This is a genomic window from Rhizobium sp. CB3171 (assembly GCF_029714265.1).
In the GTDB taxonomy this organism is placed as follows: domain Bacteria; phylum Pseudomonadota; class Alphaproteobacteria; order Rhizobiales; family Rhizobiaceae; genus Rhizobium.
In genome coordinates this window covers 98682-115985 of sequence record NZ_CP121654.1, presented here as the reverse complement: position 1 = coordinate 115985, position 17304 = coordinate 98682, and the positions used below count along the sequence as shown (strand labels likewise).

Sequence of the window (17304 nt, the reverse complement as noted above, 5' to 3'; positions counted from 1 at the left end):
CCTTGTTTGGAGAACCGGAGCATAGACCGGCTTCTTGAATCGACATCTTTCGTCAAACATTGGAGACAATCGAATGGGAAATGCCATTCCTTCTAATCTGACCTTCGGCATCTTCGATCATCTGGACGACAACGGCTGCGACATTGCCCAGCAGTACTCAGATCGCCTGAGGTTAGCCGAGGCGTGCGACGGTCTTGGTTTTTATGCCTATCACCTTGCTGAGCACCACTGTACTCCGCATGGGAGAGGGCCATCGCCAAATTTGTTTTTATCGAGCGTCGCACAGCGTACGCGTTGGATGCGTATCGGGCCACTTGTCATGCTGCTGCCCCTTTATCATCCGCTGCGAGCTTTTGAAGAAATCTGTATGCTGGACCAATTGAGCGGCGGCAGAGTCGAGGTCGGGATTGGACGTGGTTCTCTCCCGATCGAATTGAGTTATTTCGGGATGTGTGCGGACGCGGCACCAGGCTGCTATGCGGAAGCCAGTGAAATTCTCATCAATGCAATGAGAGGCGGCACGCTGTCCCATAAAGGTGAGCATTTTGAGCTGAGCAGCATACCTCTGACACTAAGACCTCATCAAAGACCGCATCCACCGATGTGGATTGCCACAGGTAGACCCGAGTCAGCCCACTGGGCCGCAGCGAATGGCGCAAACATCGCGTGCCTTGGACCGTCCTCTTCTGTCCGCAGAATTACTGATGCCTTCCGCGCCCATCGAAAAGAGGACGCGGGCGAAGATTATCAATCATCATTTCGTGGCTTGCTTCGCATGATCGTGATCGGGCGTTCTGATCGCGATGCCTGTGTGCTCGCAGCGTCGGCTTACGAACACTGGCTCACCAGCTTTAAATTTCTTTACGAGCTAAATGACCTGCAGACTCCCCCAAACCTGCCGCTGACTTTCGACGAGGCAGTTGAGAATGAGTTATGCGTCGCAGGTTCGGCGGCATCGGTGAGACAAACGTTACTTAACCAGATAGAAGAGGCAGGCGCCAACTATCTTTTGTGTCAACTTGCATTTGGGACCCTGCCGCTGGAAGCTTCCCTTTACACCGCAGCCACCATTCAATCCGAATTTATGGCTCGTCTTGACTGATACGCCATAATTTGGAACCCGAACGCCGTCTTCCGGCGCCGTGCTGGCCGTCCAGTAGGATGCTCAATATCAAGCAACAATCCTCGCCTCGCATTCGATTCATATGCTCCTAATGATGGCAACGTCTCGGCAGTAGCTTCTCCATGGTCAACACATCGCCTCGCTATTGTCCTACGGCAAGTGTTGAAGGCCACATTGTCGCCGAGCCCTCGTCAACCGCAGCCGGCTATATCCCGCTGTTGGCTTTACCCCGGGAAAGAAGCCTTGTCCCCACACTATATGAGAGGAATTAAAATGATCGATCGTTACATCTCTGCCGTATCGTTGACCGCTGCAGTTATGGGCTTGATGTTTCTCAGCAATCCTGCGCCGGCGCAGCAAGCGGCGCAAGAAAAGCCACCCGCCCAGGGGCAACAAGATGGCAATGGTGCGGCTGCGGCCATCAGTGACCAAAAGATCGAAGCTTTTGCCGTCGCGTATCTCGAGGTAGACAAGATTAGGCAGGAGTACGCGACCAAGATCGAGGCGGCCTCGGATGCGACGGTGAAGCAAGACCTGCGGAGCGAGGCAAGGAAACAGATGATCCAGGCCGTTCAGACCTCTCCCAATATTTCGGTGGACGAATACAACGCAATTCTGGCGGCTGCACAGAAGAATCCTGTTCTCGTTAAGAAACTTGAGGATAAACTGCAGAAATCCGCGCCCGGATCATTGGATGAGAGATGATCGCGCGCGGCTGCCCGCTGAACTGATATCCCGACTGTTAACCTAATTCCATATCGTCAAAGCGGTCGCCGAGCCTGCGTGGGAACGGGACAAGCTACCGGCAGCATTAACGCAGCGCGCCGGAAACGGCGCTTTGTCAGCCATATAACGGTCATGGCCCATGAAGTTTTCGGATCACAGGTGCGCCGGACAACATTCGTCCTGGTTCAGGTTGCTAAGGGGCGCGGTCGTGGAAATCGACGAAACCAAGCGTGACGCCTCCTCAAACAGCATTTCGCGCATCCAGACGCTTCCCGGATCACAATTGTGAAGTTCATGCCATTGAACGGCTTCGGTGAACGGAAGGTGTCGCGGCAGCGGAAGCTCGACGATGCGCAGCGGCATTGTTTTTGCGAAATGCCGCGCCAGCCGTAAGGGCATTGTTCCTATGCGCTCGTTGCCCAAAACCATGGACGGAATCATGCTGAAGCCATGTAGGACGACGTCGATACGTCTCTCGCGACCGTGCTCGAGCAGGCACGATTCCTCGAGGCCCGGCCTCCGCGTATAGAACTTGGCCACAACGTGCCCCATCGACATGTATTTCTCGAACGTAAACGGCTCTTCCAGTTGCTTGTTCGAGGTGCAGCCTACGCACACATGGACATCATCGAACAGTCTCGCTTGGGGATGGGCGTTTGACATGAATAGTTCCGGTAGAATGAAAAGATCGACGTCGCCGCGCCGAAGAAGGTCCTCAGTGTCATCGCCGGGAGGAAGAAATTCGAAGCTGATGCCGGGAGCTTCTCGCGCGACACGCTCCGCAATCCTTTCGAAAAACACGAGTGTGACGTAATCGGAAAGCACAATTTTGAAGCGGCGATCCGACCGAGCCGGGTCAAACGGCTCCCTGGAAATAATGGAGAGCTGAATCTGCAGCAGAGCCTCGCGCACCGCGGGCGCGATACCTTCCGCCCGCCGGGTGGGGATAAATTCGCGGCCGGCCATCGTAAACAGCTCATCTTCGAAATAGGTGCGCAATCGGGCGACGGCAGCGCTCATGGCCGGTTGGCTCAGGTTGATGCTGCGCGCCGCCGCCGTCAGATTACGCTCGCTCATCAGGGCGTCGAGCGCGACCAGGAGATTTAGGTCAAGGCCATTGAACCGCATATCTTATCTATCCACAGCGTGTATGTACGCCATCCAAACCTATCAGTACTCCTCATTAGTAATACAAATTGACGTTTTCACAGCGCAAACACGCCCTATGGAAACTTTCTTCGCAAATTGCATATTGAGTGGGAAATTGAATATGGCGGAGCAATCGCGGACCCATATGGTGGGAAATGAGAGCGATCCACATTGCATCGCGCTGAATTTCTGCGCGTGAACGGCGGGGGCCTTGTCATTCCTATATCGGTAGCCGATCTGTCCGGAGGGCAATCCCTTCGGCGCCAGAAAGACCGGTCCATTCCTGCGCAACGGGTTCATGTCTTCTACGACATTTCTCTTGGCGCGATATTTGCCCGAAATTAATTCGTGTTCATCCCAGCAGTCGAGCGCCCTCTGATCCGGAGGCCGATCGACCGGGAGTTTGCGACGCGACAAATAGAGAGCTGGAGACTGCTTTGAAGGACGTTTCAAAACACGCGCGGACGGCACTTGCCGTGCTCAGGATCGCTGCCGCGCTGCTATTCATCGAACATGGCACTATGGGCTTCCCCTCAGGCGGCGCGGCGACAGCAGGGGATGCAGTTGGTTTATCGCCCCTAATGCTGACCGCGGGCGTTCTAGAGGTGACTGGCGGCCTGGCTGTTTTGGCTGGCTTCCTGACAAGGCCCAGTGGCCTTCCTTTTGTCGGGTCAAATGGCCGTCGACTAAGAGAAGATCAGCCAGGCTACGGCCCATCCTTCTGGTGATGATCCTGTACGGCAAGTTAAGCATGAAGGTCGGCTGAGATCCGTTTCATCTTGGCATCAAAGCTCCACGCTCCCGGCCCGGCCACGACCAGATACAGGAAGACGAAGCAAAACAGGATCGCGGCGTCATCGCCGTTGAGTACGGGAAAGATGCTCTTGCCGGGCATATGCATAATCCCTCAAGGCTTGCCGCCAACAGGTATTAGATCAGACCCAGCTCTTTGAACCTTAAGCTGCGGAACTGCTATCCGGACGAACAGGTCCATCTCTTTCCGCCGCGTTCAATGCGCCAGCCTCAACTCCCGGCCTACCAACCTTAGCTCTGATCCAACGTCGCTTATCAAACGGAAACATAAAATAGTCACGTACAGTGAGCGGTTCAGGCTGATCTCGGAGACCAACTTGCGGCCACTCCTCCTTTTTTGGCCAATATGCCGTGCGGAAAACCGTGTCCCATACGGTGGTAAAGAACCCATAATTTCGATGCCGGTGATGCGGTTCCATCGAGTGGTGAATGCGGTGGAATTTGTTGTCGCCGATAATGTATCGGAGCGGCCCAAGATTGACACGTGTGCTTGAGTGAGAAAGGTGGGCCTGAAAGGTAATCAGCGTCATGGCAACGACGGGCACGACACCTGATTCAAAGTTAATCAGCGTAAGCGGTAGGGTGACAAACAATGCGTATACAAATGGCTCGGTAAGATGATGGTTGCAGTTCCAGGCCGTCAGTTCACGAATTGAGTGATGGGTAGCATGCAGGCGCCACAGAAACGGAACGGCATGTTGAGCGCGATGCATCCAGTAATAAAAGAAGTCACCGGCTATTGCGACGAGCACACCTGAAAGGACGGCGAGGCCCGTGTTAACGATTGGATTGTTAGAGTGAAGCAAGGCACCAAAATCGACCGTCAGGAGCGGCTTAATCCCTAACAACTTCAAACCCACCGCGTACAAGTGCCAGATTACGGCGCCGCATCCAATGCGAATAACCCAATTCCGCACGCCGCGAACGTACGAGGCAAAACTATATCGATAGGCCGGAAAGATCACCTCGAGTACGACGCATGTGGTAGCGAATATCGCAACTAGCGTGAACGATTTCACGAAAAAATGGGCCATCTCCTCAAAATCGAGAACGTGCATTAGATTGCTCCGACGAATTGGCGTACGACGTAATTTGCCCTATGCGAAATAGGCGGCGATTGAAAATCGATTGTTTGGATAAGACCAATTCGTTTTGCAAATGGGTCTTGCCAATCCACGGTCCAACGCGAATTAAATCGGCAGAACTGGTACAAGACAGCAATCAGCAAGCCGCTGGAGTCATGCTTCTTGACTTTTGCCACTCTGGCCCGGTGCATCTGCGTAGATATCGGCGGCCCCCGGTACAAACAGTCGACTGGCAGAAACCCCGCGACAGTGGACCGCCTTGTCTTTTTGAAGCGGCGGCATTCCAGTCTTCGTAAGGCAAGAGCGAACGTCTTTTACGCACAGCTTTACCGATTCTGGTTCGCGGCTTCTCCCGCACGATCAATCAGCCGGGCCAGTCGGGCGCACGATCCCATTCAACGATAAGCCTGGCAGCGTCGACGGCCTCAGTTGGCGCAGAATTGCAGCACGATAACGGCGCTCGTGGCTGCTTTTTGACCGGTGCTCTTCAACTTGACAGGTTTCACTCACTTCAGATTTGTCGGTTTTGCGGACTGGCCATTTGATCGTCCGGTGCAGAACCCAGCCGAGCGTTCGTCGAAACAATGTCGGACACTGGACTCTAGCTTTGTGCCTATACGTTGCGTGCGCAAGATTTTTCACTTGGCATGAAGTCTGCACTTTGAGCCGCGTGGGAACGACTCGCAACCGAGTCACCACTATACCAACTAAGGAGAGTCTAAATGGCTGCGCCGATTCAGCAATTCATAAATCAGGTCGATGACAATCCCGGTCCAAGATATCAACCGCCGTGGGAGTTCCTATCGATCGACACCAATACGGGCGTGGGCGGAAAATACATCTACATTGGCTACACTTTAGGCGAAGAGAATCCGGTGACGTCGGTCGACTTTGTCGCCTACAGTCAAGCGCAAGCGAACCCTCCCTCTGGTGGAGTTGGACCGGACAAGACTTGAAACAAGGCGCAAGCGGGAAGTTCATCTACATGGTCTGGAAAAACGGCGAGCCGGGCAAAAAGCCCATCACAGCTCTGCAGTTGCTCGTGACCGGCCAGTCCTCACCCCCGCATATCGCCGGCTACCAAGCGATCAACCAGGACCTAAACGAGGGCGCCGGAGGACCGTATATTTGGCCATATTACAGCACGACCGTCCAGCTTCAGACCAAGGAAGAGACAGTGCTCATCAAAGCATAGCCATTCAAAAGCGCCGTGACGATCAAGGAAAACTTTGGTTTCCGACTTGTGCATTCAGCACAAAATTTGAACATGGGCGCGTCAGATTTGGGGTCTTCGCGGGTCTACGACCTGATTTTTGTCGTGCAATGACGAGAGTTCCAACGCTGTGGAACCGACGGCAAGAATGAAGAAGCTGGGGTGGAAATCCAGCACGATCGTTTCGCGTTTAGCAATCGGTCGTACCATTTGCGGTCAATCTTTTTTCGTCAGGAGGCTCTAAAAGAACGCACCCCACAAGCGCGCCTTCTTGTTTCAGACGGATTTTCTCCATAGTGTGCCCTATAAACTGCGGAAAACCTCCCGAACTGAAAGAACCCCCATTTAAGGCAGATATCTTTCAAAAGCATGCGGTTCTCTGGATCCAGCAGATCCTCCCGTGCTGCCCGCAACCGAAGCATTTGTAGATAGGCTGCGGGTGTCATGTCCTTAAAAGCGCGGAAACCAGCTTCGAGTGCTCGGGTGGAAACCCCCGCTGCTTCGGCCACCATCGGCATTGTAATCGGCTGGTCGATATTGGCACGCATGAACTCGATCCCGCGTCGAACATGCCTTGGAGCAATCATGCTGGGTTTCTTATCCAGCAGATGCAACAGCCGATGAGGCACCATCCTTATCACCACATCGGCGAGCGCCTGCGTAATATGTGCCAGGGCGATAGGAGACTGCAAAAGCGGACCATTATCGCGTATTCCGTCGATGATTGTTTCCGTGAGATTGCCGACCGTCCGGCCAACTGACGTGGACAGATCCAGCTCAGGCAAGAGGTCGAGGGAGCCATTGAACGGCACGTCGAAAGTCTCGCCAATTGTCCGTTGGAATAAGGACCAATCAAGCACCAACTCATCTATCAGATTGGATTGACCGTGCATCACGATGCCGTCAGGCTCGAAATTCCTATAAAGAAGAAGTTTCCCCTCTCCGGCCTCGGCGGTGCGCGAACCGTATGTAACCCCCATGCCGCCGCTGCGCGGCACTACGATCGATAGATGCTCCGTTGCACCAGAACACCATTCCGCGCGGAACTGAAATCCATCCTGATGGGAGCCGGTAATCAATACGGCGCCTTCACAGGCCGAAAGATCGATCCCCCAATGGAAGTCATGGGAGCGACTGACGAGCTCAGCGTCGAATGTGCCGAAAACTCCCGTAAGGGTTTCGATCATGCTGTCGAACGTTGAGCCGCGATATCGAAAAACGGCATCGGCGCTGTTTTCCATTATGTGTTCTCCAGGTGCCAGCGAGATCGTTCCTGCCGGTTCATACAAGATCATCTCTCGGATTTCATAGAGGTTGCGTTCAACCGTTCTTTTAATTGAAGATAACTTGCTCGGCTACCTGCCGGTTTGTTTCCCTTCCAATGCTTAATCGCAGCATAGGAAGGGCACGACATCCGCCTTCGCAATCTCTGTCAGTCGCGATCGCCTCTTGGGCGCGGACTGAACGGGCTGGCCGATTACGAACCAGCAGTAAACAGCGCCCGGAGAGCGGACGTGTTTTCCTGACATAGTTCCCTTATTTACCTAATGTCGTTATATGTTTATGTCGACACGCAATCGACTTTGTCAATCGCAGAATATCGATAGACGCGCCCTTTCGTCGATGAGTTTGATTGGTAGGTACTGTGAATAAGATGGATGGTTTCTTATATGTCAGTCGACACTTACTATCCAGCATGTTTGCTGACCAGGTGTTCTACGATGATTTCCCGACACCGACCCAAAGCTGGAAAGTCAACAATGGCTGTGACATATGACTCATCTCGCTGCAGTCACGAAGCCCCGCTCATATTCGTTTCATCTTAGCGTCAAAGCTCCACGCCCCGGGTCCTGTAAATGCCAGATAAAGGAAGATGAAGCAAAACAGGATCGTATCATCGCCGTCGACAAGCATGGGAAAAACGCTCTTGCCTGAGAAATGAGTAGTCCAGTAGCCGAGGGCCATTGCCCTGACAAAAGGAAGGCAACCGGTCTGGTCAGGAGGCCAGTCAGCACTGCCATGCCGCCGAACACCTCCCGAAGGCCAAAAATCAGCATCAGAGTGGATAAATTGCCTTCGCCCCCTGCTCCGCCCCCGCCAAACGCGGGGAAGCCGACTAGCTTCATGGCTCCATGTTCGATGAGCACCAGCGCGGTAACGATGCTGAGCACGGCAAGTGCCGTCTGCGCGTGTTTTGAAACATCCTCCAAGGCAATCTCCAGTTTTTCAGTTGTCTGGTCGTAAATTCCCGGTCGATCAGCATTCGCATCAGGGGCGCCGGGATCGTTAGAAATGAATCTGCGTTGATCGAATCGCGCAAATTCCGTGCGAAGAGGATTGTTCGGGAGACATAGGGCGTTGACTCATGCAGGACCGGAGAGGTCTTCCGAGCGCGGAAGAGGGATTTGCGCTTGATACAACCCAGTTTTGTCGTCGGCGTCCGCCACCAAAAAAACGCACGCCTCGACCGTGCGATCCTTTACTCGAAACAGATCCCAAATCCGTTCAATCGGGAGGGTCCATGCTCACTTATTGTCCATGAGTTTTTGAGACATGTAGGTGTATTCGAGTGCGTGGAGACGCGCGCGTTCCTGCAGATTGGCGGCGGCGGCGTGGCCGCCCTCGATGTTTTCATAATAGTAGAAAGGCAGACCCATATCCTCGAATAGGGCGGCCATTTTGCGCGCGTGCACCGGACCGACGCGGTCATCTTTGGTCGAGGTTTCGAAGAAAGGTTCCGGATAGGCCACACCTGCCCTGACGTTATGATAAGGCGAGATCGAGCGGAGGAAGGCGCCTTCGACCGGATCGTCCGGATTGCCATACTCTCCCTGCCAGGAGGCTCCTGCCGACATGTGGGTGAAGTTGATCATGTCGAGAAGCGGCACCTGGATCACGGCCGCGTTCCATAGATCGGGGCGCTCGGTCAGTTGCACGCCCATCAGCAGGCCGCCGTTCGAACCACCCATGATCCCGAGATGCGGTGTCGAGGTGACCTTCTTCGCGATCAGGTCCTGCGCCACGGCTTGGAAGTCGTCGTAGACGCGCTGACGATTGGTTTTTAAACCGGCCTCGTGCCATTTCGGTCCGAATTCGCCGCCCCCTCGTATATTGGCCAGCGCGAAAGCGCCGCCCCTTTCCAGCCACAGCTTCCCGAGCGATGCCAGATAGAAAGGGCGCATTGAAATTTCGAAACCACCATAGGCGTAAAGGATGGTCGGGTTCGTGCCATCGAGCTTAACGTCCTTGCGCGCCACAAGGAAGTACGGAACCTTCGTTCCATCCTTCGAGGTCGCCCAGAACTGCTGTACCTGCAGGTCTTCAGCATCGAAGCGTTCCGGGCTCGACTTGAGCTTCTCGATATTGCCGCTTGCAGCGTCGGCGTAAAAGAGAGTGGAGGGTTCGAGGAAACCTTCCGACAATATGAACAGGTGATCGCTCTCATTGTCGCTGGAGGTCACGGACAGGGTCGAATTTTCCGGCAGGGCCAACTTAAAGGATGACCAGCCATTCTTGCCGAAATCGAAGCTGCGTACCTCGCTGCTGACATCCGACTGGATCGACAGCACGAGGCGATTCTTGGTCCGGGTAATTCCTTGGACAGACTGGCGCTCATTCGGCATGAACAGCACAAATGGTTCGACGCGCGCCGGATCGGCGAGCGCCGCGCGGAGATCGAAAGTGATAATCGCGCCGTTGTGAAAGACGGCGCCATTGGCCGTGGCCCAGTCCGACTTCAACCGATAGATTGCCTGGCCCTTGTAATAGCCACCAAAAGCGGCTGTGGTCGGGAATGGCAGAACGACCTTGTGGTTATCGGTGTGACCGTTCGGGTAAAAGGCTAGTTCTGTGTTGAAGGAGTCGAGGCTGCGATATGAGAAGTCCATCACATACTTGCCATCGATGTCGCGTAACACATCGCGTCCAGACGAGACATCTTTTTTGTCGCCGCGAAAAACCTCGACCGCGCGATCGAGGCTTTGGCCCCGCTTCAGCACCTTAGTGACGTAGCCGTAGCCGGAAGTCGTCACTTCTCCCGGCGTCCATTCCCGGGTCACGTAGATGGTATTCTCGTCCATCCAAGTCGCCGACTGCTTGCCCTCGGGCAGGACGAAGCCTTCCTTAACGAACTCACCCTTGGCAGCGTCGAATTCGCGCATCACATCTGCATCCTTGCCGCCATCAGACAGGCTGAGCAGGCAGAGATTGTCGACGGGCGGCAAGCAGTTCTCACCTCTAAGCACCCAGGTCTTGTTCTCGAGTTTTGACAGCGCATCGACATCGAGAATGATGCGCCATTGCGGGCTTCCAGACCTGTAGGCTTCCCAACTCGTACGCCGCCACAGGCCCTGCACGTGCACGCCGTCCTGCCAAAAGTTATCGATCATGCCGCCATGCGCGAAGCCGGGTATAACAATGCGATCGGTGGCGTGCAGGATCGTCAGAATGTTAGCCTGATATTCGCCGTAGCGTGGATCTTTCGACAGTTTGTCGACGGTCGATTGGTTATGGGCCTTGACCCAGACCATCGCCTTATCACCTTCGATCTCATTCAGATAGGCTCGAGGGTCGGGGGCGTCCTTGGGAGCGTTGTTGGGGTTGGAATCGATCGGCTTGGCAACAGTGGTCATCGGGGTCTTGGCAGAAGCCGCCATGGTGAATGCCATCGCCAAAGCCGTAGCCATCATCAATCTATTCAGAAACGTACCGCGCATGATTTGCCTCGCCGAAATCCAACGTCTAAGCGGTTGAAACGAACCCCTTCGCCTCTCGTGTTGGCAAGAGCTGTGCCAACCAGACACACTTGATAGAACCTTGAAATCAACGGGTTGTTCTGGGGAGCAAGGTAGGCCGTGTAGGATAAGTGGCACTGCAATGTCGCAACCTCGCCAGGCTTGTTAGTTCCTGATGGCTCTGACACGGATCACTGGCGGACTGATTTCCCTACAAGGGCGAATGCGCGCATAGGCCAACAGGCCTGCTGTTGTCCCCGAACAGAGTGCAGGGGCGGGAAAGTGCGCCTCGACGAGGCTCTCGGGAATGGTCGGCCGCCGCCTGACGCATGGGATTGCGCTGCCTGGTGATGGTGGCGAGCGAACACATACTTGGTCGCGGAGCGGAGATCGACCAATTCCGTCTCCCTAGCCGCCCAAGAAACGTGCGGACGATCCACGTCCCGAAAGGAGGCGTGAAAGGTCAGGCGAATACGCAAATGCGGCGATGATGGCGGTGGCGTGCGGTTGAACGACAAGAAGGAGGGTGCGCTGTGGGCGATGCACGTGCGGCGGTCGCCCTCGACCCGCGGTATAGAGCGCGTCATCGAAACACAGATCACGTCTAATGCGCGCTTGGCGGGGAGCGAGGAGCACGACGATCAAGCGCCGCTTCCCTTGAGAAGCCCCTCACATTCCCCGCCAGATTTCGTGTCGGTCGCGACTGCGGACCCCACTCGAATTCGGCTGTCCTCGGTCGGTACAGCATCGTAGACCAGTCTATCATGTATATCCGTTACACCGGGGTGGTGGAGCGCGGCCTAAGGCCGACTGCTAAGAAGCGGTCGAGCATTGCATTGACCTGGTCAGCCACCTCGATGGTGTTGAAATGGCCAGCCAACAGCGTCTTGGCCAGAACGAGCTGGGAGCAGCGAACCTTTAGCCAGTCGAGATCACACGCAGCGCTCACCAGCGGCACATCGGCAGCGATGTAGGCCATCGGGACCTTGCAACGCGTTGCCGCAGGAGACGCATCATAGTTGAGCATGAAATTGCGCATTGCAGAATAGGCCACATGCTGCGGTGTCTTCTCGCACGAGGCGCGGATGTAGGTGTTGTGGATGCTCTCGCGCCTGGAAGGAGCGTCGTAGTTGAGGGCCATGGACGACGCATTCTTCCGCAAAACCTCCCGATAGTTTGAGCTGGAAATTTCATCCAGGAACTGGCCAATTTCAGTGCTGTCGCGTAGCGCCCACCGGGGCGTGACGATAGAATCGATCATCACAACGCCCGAGGCGAGCTCCGGATGGCGGCCGCACAGCTCGAGTGCGACCGACCCACCCATGCTGTGGCCGATGATCAGCGGTTTCTCCAGGTTCCGCTCGCCGCATTGCCACGCTACGTCGTCAGCAAAACCCTCGATCGTGTACTCCTGCTTCGGCGCATCGCTGTCTCCGTGACCGCGGAGGTTTACCGCCATGACGTGCCGACTTTTGGCGAAATATTCGATCTGCGGCGCGAATATCCTGTGATCGCCGGTCCAGCCGTGAATGAGGACGATCGGGGGACTTAGGGGCGAAGCCGATATTGCTTCGAAGTGCGCAAGGCACACCCCGGCGCGGTTCATCAGGATGGGGCTCGATTCGGCTACATTCATGAGGTTCGGCTCCTTTTTTCCGGGTTCGCCGGCCAAGGGTAGATGGTGTGTGTCATAAAGAGAGTGGAACAACCAACGGACGGCAGTCAGACCGCAAGGGCAATGGTTTGCCGATCGCAAACTGATGTGATCGATTAGAGAATGCCCGAGGCAAATGGGGCAACGCGGAAACACGATGAACTGTGAGCGGCACCAGGCGCGCGACGAAGATCGCCTTGCATGGTAGGGAGCATCGAAGGAATGACATCGATGCCTAAATCCCCGTAGGGAAGATATCTGAGGGCACCACGATGAATTCGAACAATCCGAATGTACGGTCATACCATCCGCATCAGGTCGCCGATCCGACAATGGGTCTGTTTGCCACCATAGCCTCCAATTCGTCAACGAGACCGGAGGCGGCGATTTCAGCTTTGATGCCATCGCCCAAGCGGTGCGCCGCATCGCGATAACGCGGCTCCTGTAGCAGCCGACTGACGGCATGGGCGATCTCAGCTTCGCCAGCACTCGGGGGTAATCGTAGACCAGCTCCCTTCGACACAACTCGTGCAGCATTATCCCCTTGGTCGCGCCCGTTGGGGAGCACCAATTGCGGTAGACCGTTTATCAGCCCCCGGCTGACGGTGCCGTGGCCGCCCTGCGTTATCAAAAGGCAGACTTCCTTCATCACTGTGTCATGCGGTGCGCCGCGCAATAGATGCACGTTCGCGGGGGCGACCAGCTTCCCCGCCTCAACATGAGGCCCGATGGTCGCAACCGCGTACACGTCAAGCGTACCTAATGCGCTAATGATCCGTTGGACCAAGTCGTCTTGACCCTGAGCGCCGGAGCTGCAGGCGACGAGCACTCGAGGTCGATCGGCGTCCGAAGGCCAAGGCGCCTTCCAGCTCTTTGACCAATTTGGTTGCTCCAGCAGCGGCCCAACATAGCGAACGTTGTCCGGTAGGAGGTCGGCCGCAAAATCGAAAGTCCGGCTGATCGCCAGCAAGTACCGATCGACACACTCAAATAAATCCACCGTCCTGGCCAAACCGGACAGACCGAGGCCGGCACGCGCCTCGTTTAGAAGCGAAAGGAATTGGTTTAGGAAGCAAGCCCAATTTTCATTCGCCGCCGCGATCGCGATCCGCTCTTCTGGCGTCTGCGGCTGCGCCAATCCGCTGGTGGCCGGCGGCATTCCTGGCAAAGGGCGAAGGCTCACATGGGGTGACAACATTGCGATGGGCACGCCAGCGGCTTCGGCGCCCAACACGGCACCGAACAACATATCGATGGCAATGACAGCATCCGTCGGTATGCGGCCGATCTCATCCTGGACGTCGGCAGCATAGGCTGGCGCAGGGCCGAACACCGCTTTTTGGAACCAGTCGCGCATGTCTGAAAAGCAAGTCGGATCCGCGTCGATCCCTATCGGGGCACGACGCCAGCACACGAAATCGAAACCCGCCGCAGCCACTTCATGCTGCATCTCTGGATCAGCCATGATGCGGACGCTATGGCCGTGCCGTTGCAGTTGTCGAGCTACAGTCAGCAACGGGCCCAGATTACCCGACGTCCCCCAGGACGCAAGCAGGAAGCTATACAACATGCCTCACCTCAATCGTGGTTGAAACCAAATTTGTCTCGGAGGCTGCCCAAAATAAGTGATCGATAACGGGGACGTCATGTCGAGGTCCGCCGCCGTCACAATCGGAGGGGGCGATACAAGGTACTCCCCGTAACTTCCCTCAGCGGGAAGTTTCCGGTTAGAAAGATGACGCTCCTTTGCGGCCATCGCACACGTTCTAGCGGGTGCCATAAACCCGAAAGAATTCCCCAATAGTACACGGCTCAACCTAGTCGGGAGCTGGCACAATCGGCCGCAAAGGTCTCGCTGCTTAGCCGACCTCGCAAAGGCGATATTGTGTTTCGAACTTACGTCCGTCGCACTCATCTGCGGATGACTTACCGAAGAACTCCCGATCGTCTTCAGCTCGCGGGCAGCGAACTCGATGACTTACCCGCTCAAGTTTCGTTCAACTCCATCTGTCCTGCGATTTTTAAGGCGTTCGAGGCGCTGCGTAAAATTGATTGTTTGAATGCGTACAATCCGCGGCCGGCATGTCTCGGCTGCGTTCCTTAAACTTGCTGCCCGGGCCCAATCGTCACCGGCGGGGATCCCGCCGATTGTACCAGCGCAGCTTCGGCCTTCTTCGTAAACTGCCGGCGCCAGGTGTAAGTCCGCTGTGCCATTAAGTCATGTCAACGAGTAATGTCGGCGACCGTCGCAACGCCCGCCGAAACATCCCTCAAATTTCCAGCTTCTGCTCGTCAGACCAAACGGCGTTCCGACGACGACATTCCCGCTATGCAGGAGACGCTCTGTAGGTCGACAGCGGTTTCATATTTCTCGTTTGATGCCTGCGCGCGCGTAGGACATTTCCGCTAGCGACGACCAATCCTTATTCTCATAGCCGTTTGCCATTGCCATAACGAGGCTGTCGCGGACGGCGCCGGCAAGCGGCAGCGGTACGCGCGAAGCTTCGCCAGCCTCAAGGGCAAGCCGAACATCCTTCAGGCCCAACGGCAGCTTGAAGCCGACCGGCTCATACTCGCGGCGCCGAATGAAATCGCCGTAGCCTCGGTAAACGCCGCAGGGGAATAGAGCATCGAGATAAAGGTCCAGCATAATGTTCCGATCAATGCCGTGCGAGGTACCGAGCGCGGTCGCCTCCGCCATCGCCTCGATTGCGCACGCGATCATCATGTTGCCGGCCAGCTTGACGAGATTTGCCTGAAACGGCTGTTCACCCACATGCCAGACTTTTTTGCTGATCGCCGTTAGAAGTGTGTCGAGCTTTCCAAGGAGTTCCGCGCGACCGCCCACAACTAGGTGCAAGGTCCCAGCCAAAGCAGCATCAGGTCGCCCGAATACCGGAGCGCCTACGTAATCAATGCCCGCCGCGTCGTGCAGTTCACCAAGCTTTTTGCCGTACTTGACCGATATCGTCGACAGATTGACATGGATCAGCGGCTTTTTCAGCTGAACGAGCCAGCCACTATCGATCAGAACCGCCTGAATCGCGTCATCATGCGCGAGCATCGAGAAGACGACGTCGAATTGCGCGGCTTCGATCGGCGAGGCGGCGGCGCTGGCACCAATTGCCACCGCCTCGGCGACGGGCTCCGGAAAGCGGTCCCATACCGCGACCTCATTTCCGGCGGCGAGAAGGTTGCGGACCACCCCTGCCCCCATGGCACCGATTCCAATAAACCCAACTTTCATGATTACTGTTCCCTTAGAAGAAAAATGCAGCAGGCCCCGAGTGCTCAGCTCAGCCGTATCGAGTGCCGCCCTTGAACCAGTCGTCGAACTTCGGGTTGGAAGAGACGATCAAATTGCGCTTGATCAAGTAGGATTTGATTGCGTCCCAGCCATTTTCGACGCCATAGCCGCTGTCGCCATAGCCGCCCCAAATGGACCGGGGATCGTTCTTGTGATGGTCGTTGATCCAGATCATCCCGGCCCGGATCTTCGCGCCGACCCGTGCGGCTCTTGCAATGTCACGCGTCCAGATGGATGCGCCGAGTGCGTAGGGAGAGTCGTTGGCAAGCGCCAATCCTTCTTCCTCCGTATCAAAAGGCGTAACGGCAACAACGGGGCCGAAGACCTCTTCCTGGAAGAGCTCCATATCCGGTTTCACGTCCGCAAAGATCGTCGGTTGCATGAAGTTGCCGGCAGAGAGGGGTCCGTCGAACTGTGGCGCTGCCCCCCCTGTGACAAGCCGGGCGCCGGCTGACTTCGCATGTTGGATCATGCGCTCGATGCGCTGGAGGGAGACGTAGGAAATGACAGGCCCAACATCCGTTGCGAGGTCGGCCGGATCACCCACCATGAGTGCGGCGGCTCGCTTGGCGAAGGCATCGAGAAAGCGCTCATAGATGGGGCGTTGGACCAGGAAACGGCCAGCGGACACGCAGGTTTGACCAGACGCGACGAACGCCGCGAAAACTGCCCCTGCAGCCGCCTCCTCGATATCGCTGTCTTCGAAGACAACAACTGGCGTTTTGCCACCCAGCTCAAGGGTACACGGAACCAAGCGTTCCGCAGCAGCAGCAGCAACGCGGCGACCGGTCGTGGTGCCACCCGTCAGATCGATCCTGCGAACGTCCGGGCTGGCGCAGAGGGATGCTCCGGTCGCACCTTCGCCGGTCACAACGTTCACCACGCCAGGCGGTATGCCGGCTTCCGTGCACCAGGCTGCGAAGACGAGAGGAGTGCATGGCGCAAGCTCCGAGGGCTTGATCACGACCGTGTTTCCAACAGAAAGTGCGGCCGCGAGCTTCTTTACCAGGATGAGTATCGGGTGGTTCCAGGGCGTCAACAACGCGCACACGCCATAGGGCTGCCAACTTGTTGTCGACGAGAAGCCGCCGCGCAAGCGGTTGGATTCCCCTTCGAGGCCGGGCGCAATTCCCGCGAAATACTCGATCCATTCAGGGATGCGCGCCATCTGCGCGCGCATTTCGCGCAACGGGCGGCCAGTAACGGCCGATTCCCATCCGGCAAGCTCGGTTATGCGCTCCCTGACCAGTTCAGCAAGCTTACGAAGATGGCGGGCACGATCGAGAGGATCCAGGGCCGACCAGCTTTCGAAGGCTTTGGCGGCCGCCTTGGTAGCTCGTGCGACATCGCTCGCATCGGCGACGGCCATGTATCCGATGCCCTCATTCGTCGCCGGACTACGGACGTCGATGCGGCCCGTGCCAACGATTTCTCGATATTCCCCGTTGTAGAATATGTGGCGCCCATCTCGAGCTTGAGAGGGCAAGGTATCTATCGTCAT

13 protein-coding genes and 2 pseudogenes are annotated in these 17304 nt (G+C 56.2%); 5 read left to right on the top strand and 10 right to left on the bottom strand.

Annotation, left to right across the window (positions count from 1 at the left end; translation table 11 throughout):
* Positions 1-73 precede the first annotated feature (73 nt).
* Together QA648_RS32595 and QA648_RS32590 are read left to right on the top strand one after the other, a co-directional pair.
* On the top strand, positions 74-1102 hold the full coding sequence (locus QA648_RS32595; RefSeq protein WP_283054610.1) for an LLM class flavin-dependent oxidoreductase: 1029 nt from the start codon (positions 74-76) through the stop codon (positions 1100-1102).
* A 294-nt stretch (positions 1103-1396) separates the two neighbouring features.
* Complete coding sequence (locus QA648_RS32590) at positions 1397-1828, top strand: DUF4168 domain-containing protein (RefSeq protein WP_283054609.1); 432 nt, start codon at positions 1397-1399, stop codon at positions 1826-1828.
* A gap of 174 nt (positions 1829-2002) precedes the next feature.
* Here the strand turns inward: QA648_RS32590 and QA648_RS32585 are convergent, their stop codons facing one another.
* Positions 2003-2977: a LysR family transcriptional regulator gene (locus QA648_RS32585; protein ID WP_283054608.1), complete on the bottom strand. Its 975-nt coding sequence runs from the start codon at positions 2975-2977 to the stop codon at positions 2003-2005.
* A 458-nt stretch (positions 2978-3435) separates the two neighbouring features.
* Between QA648_RS32585 and QA648_RS32580 the strand changes: the two are divergent.
* Positions 3436-3682 (top strand): annotated as a pseudogene (locus QA648_RS32580) (DoxX family protein); the annotation flags it as partial.
* A gap of 61 nt (positions 3683-3743) precedes the next feature.
* Here QA648_RS32580 and QA648_RS32575 read toward each other — a convergent pair.
* Together QA648_RS32575 and QA648_RS32570 are read right to left on the bottom strand one after the other, a co-directional pair.
* Positions 3744-3893: a hypothetical protein gene (locus tag QA648_RS32575; RefSeq protein WP_283054607.1), complete on the bottom strand. Its 150-nt coding sequence runs from the start codon at positions 3891-3893 to the stop codon at positions 3744-3746.
* 61 nt (positions 3894-3954) lie between these two features.
* Positions 3955-4869 (bottom strand): sterol desaturase family protein, encoded by a 915-nt coding sequence (locus QA648_RS32570; RefSeq protein WP_283054606.1) that lies wholly within the window; start codon positions 4867-4869, stop codon positions 3955-3957.
* Positions 4870-5618: 749 nt separating this feature from the next.
* Between QA648_RS32570 and QA648_RS32565 the strand changes: the two genes are divergently transcribed.
* Complete coding sequence (locus QA648_RS32565) at positions 5619-5852, top strand: hypothetical protein (protein ID WP_283054605.1); 234 nt, start codon at positions 5619-5621, stop codon at positions 5850-5852.
* Positions 5849-6091 carry a hypothetical protein gene (locus QA648_RS32560; protein ID WP_283054604.1) on the top strand — a complete coding sequence of 81 codons (243 nt, stop codon included), beginning with the start codon at positions 5849-5851 and terminating at the stop codon, positions 6089-6091. The genes QA648_RS32565 and QA648_RS32560 overlap by 4 nt, the downstream gene beginning before the upstream one ends.
* Positions 6092-6339: 248 nt before the next feature.
* Here QA648_RS32560 and QA648_RS32555 read toward each other — a convergent pair whose 3' ends face one another.
* The 7 genes and pseudogenes from QA648_RS32555 to QA648_RS32525 form a co-directional block, all read right to left on the bottom strand.
* Positions 6340-7353, bottom strand: coding sequence for an AraC family transcriptional regulator (locus tag QA648_RS32555; RefSeq protein WP_283054744.1), 1014 nt, complete (start codon positions 7351-7353; stop codon positions 6340-6342).
* A 562-nt stretch (positions 7354-7915) separates the two neighbouring features.
* Positions 7916-8319, bottom strand: a pseudogene (locus tag QA648_RS32550) (DoxX family protein).
* A 315-nt stretch (positions 8320-8634) separates the two neighbouring features.
* Entirely contained in the window at positions 8635-10824 is a 2190-nt protein-coding gene (locus QA648_RS32545; RefSeq protein ID WP_283054603.1) for a prolyl oligopeptidase family serine peptidase, read from the bottom strand.
* A 793-nt stretch (positions 10825-11617) separates the two neighbouring features.
* A complete protein-coding gene (locus QA648_RS32540) occupies positions 11618-12514 on the bottom strand; it encodes an alpha/beta hydrolase (protein ID WP_283054602.1) in 897 nt (298 codons plus the stop codon).
* A gap of 295 nt (positions 12515-12809) precedes the next feature.
* Positions 12810-14066, bottom strand: coding sequence for a glycosyltransferase (locus QA648_RS32535; RefSeq protein WP_283054601.1), 1257 nt, complete (start codon positions 14064-14066; stop codon positions 12810-12812).
* Between the two features lie 792 nt (positions 14067-14858).
* A complete protein-coding gene (locus tag QA648_RS32530) occupies positions 14859-15743 on the bottom strand; it encodes an NAD(P)-dependent oxidoreductase (protein ID WP_283054600.1) in 885 nt (294 codons plus the stop codon).
* Between the two features lie 49 nt (positions 15744-15792).
* Positions 15793-17304 (bottom strand): aldehyde dehydrogenase family protein, encoded by a 1512-nt coding sequence (locus QA648_RS32525; protein WP_283054599.1) that lies wholly within the window; start codon positions 17302-17304, stop codon positions 15793-15795.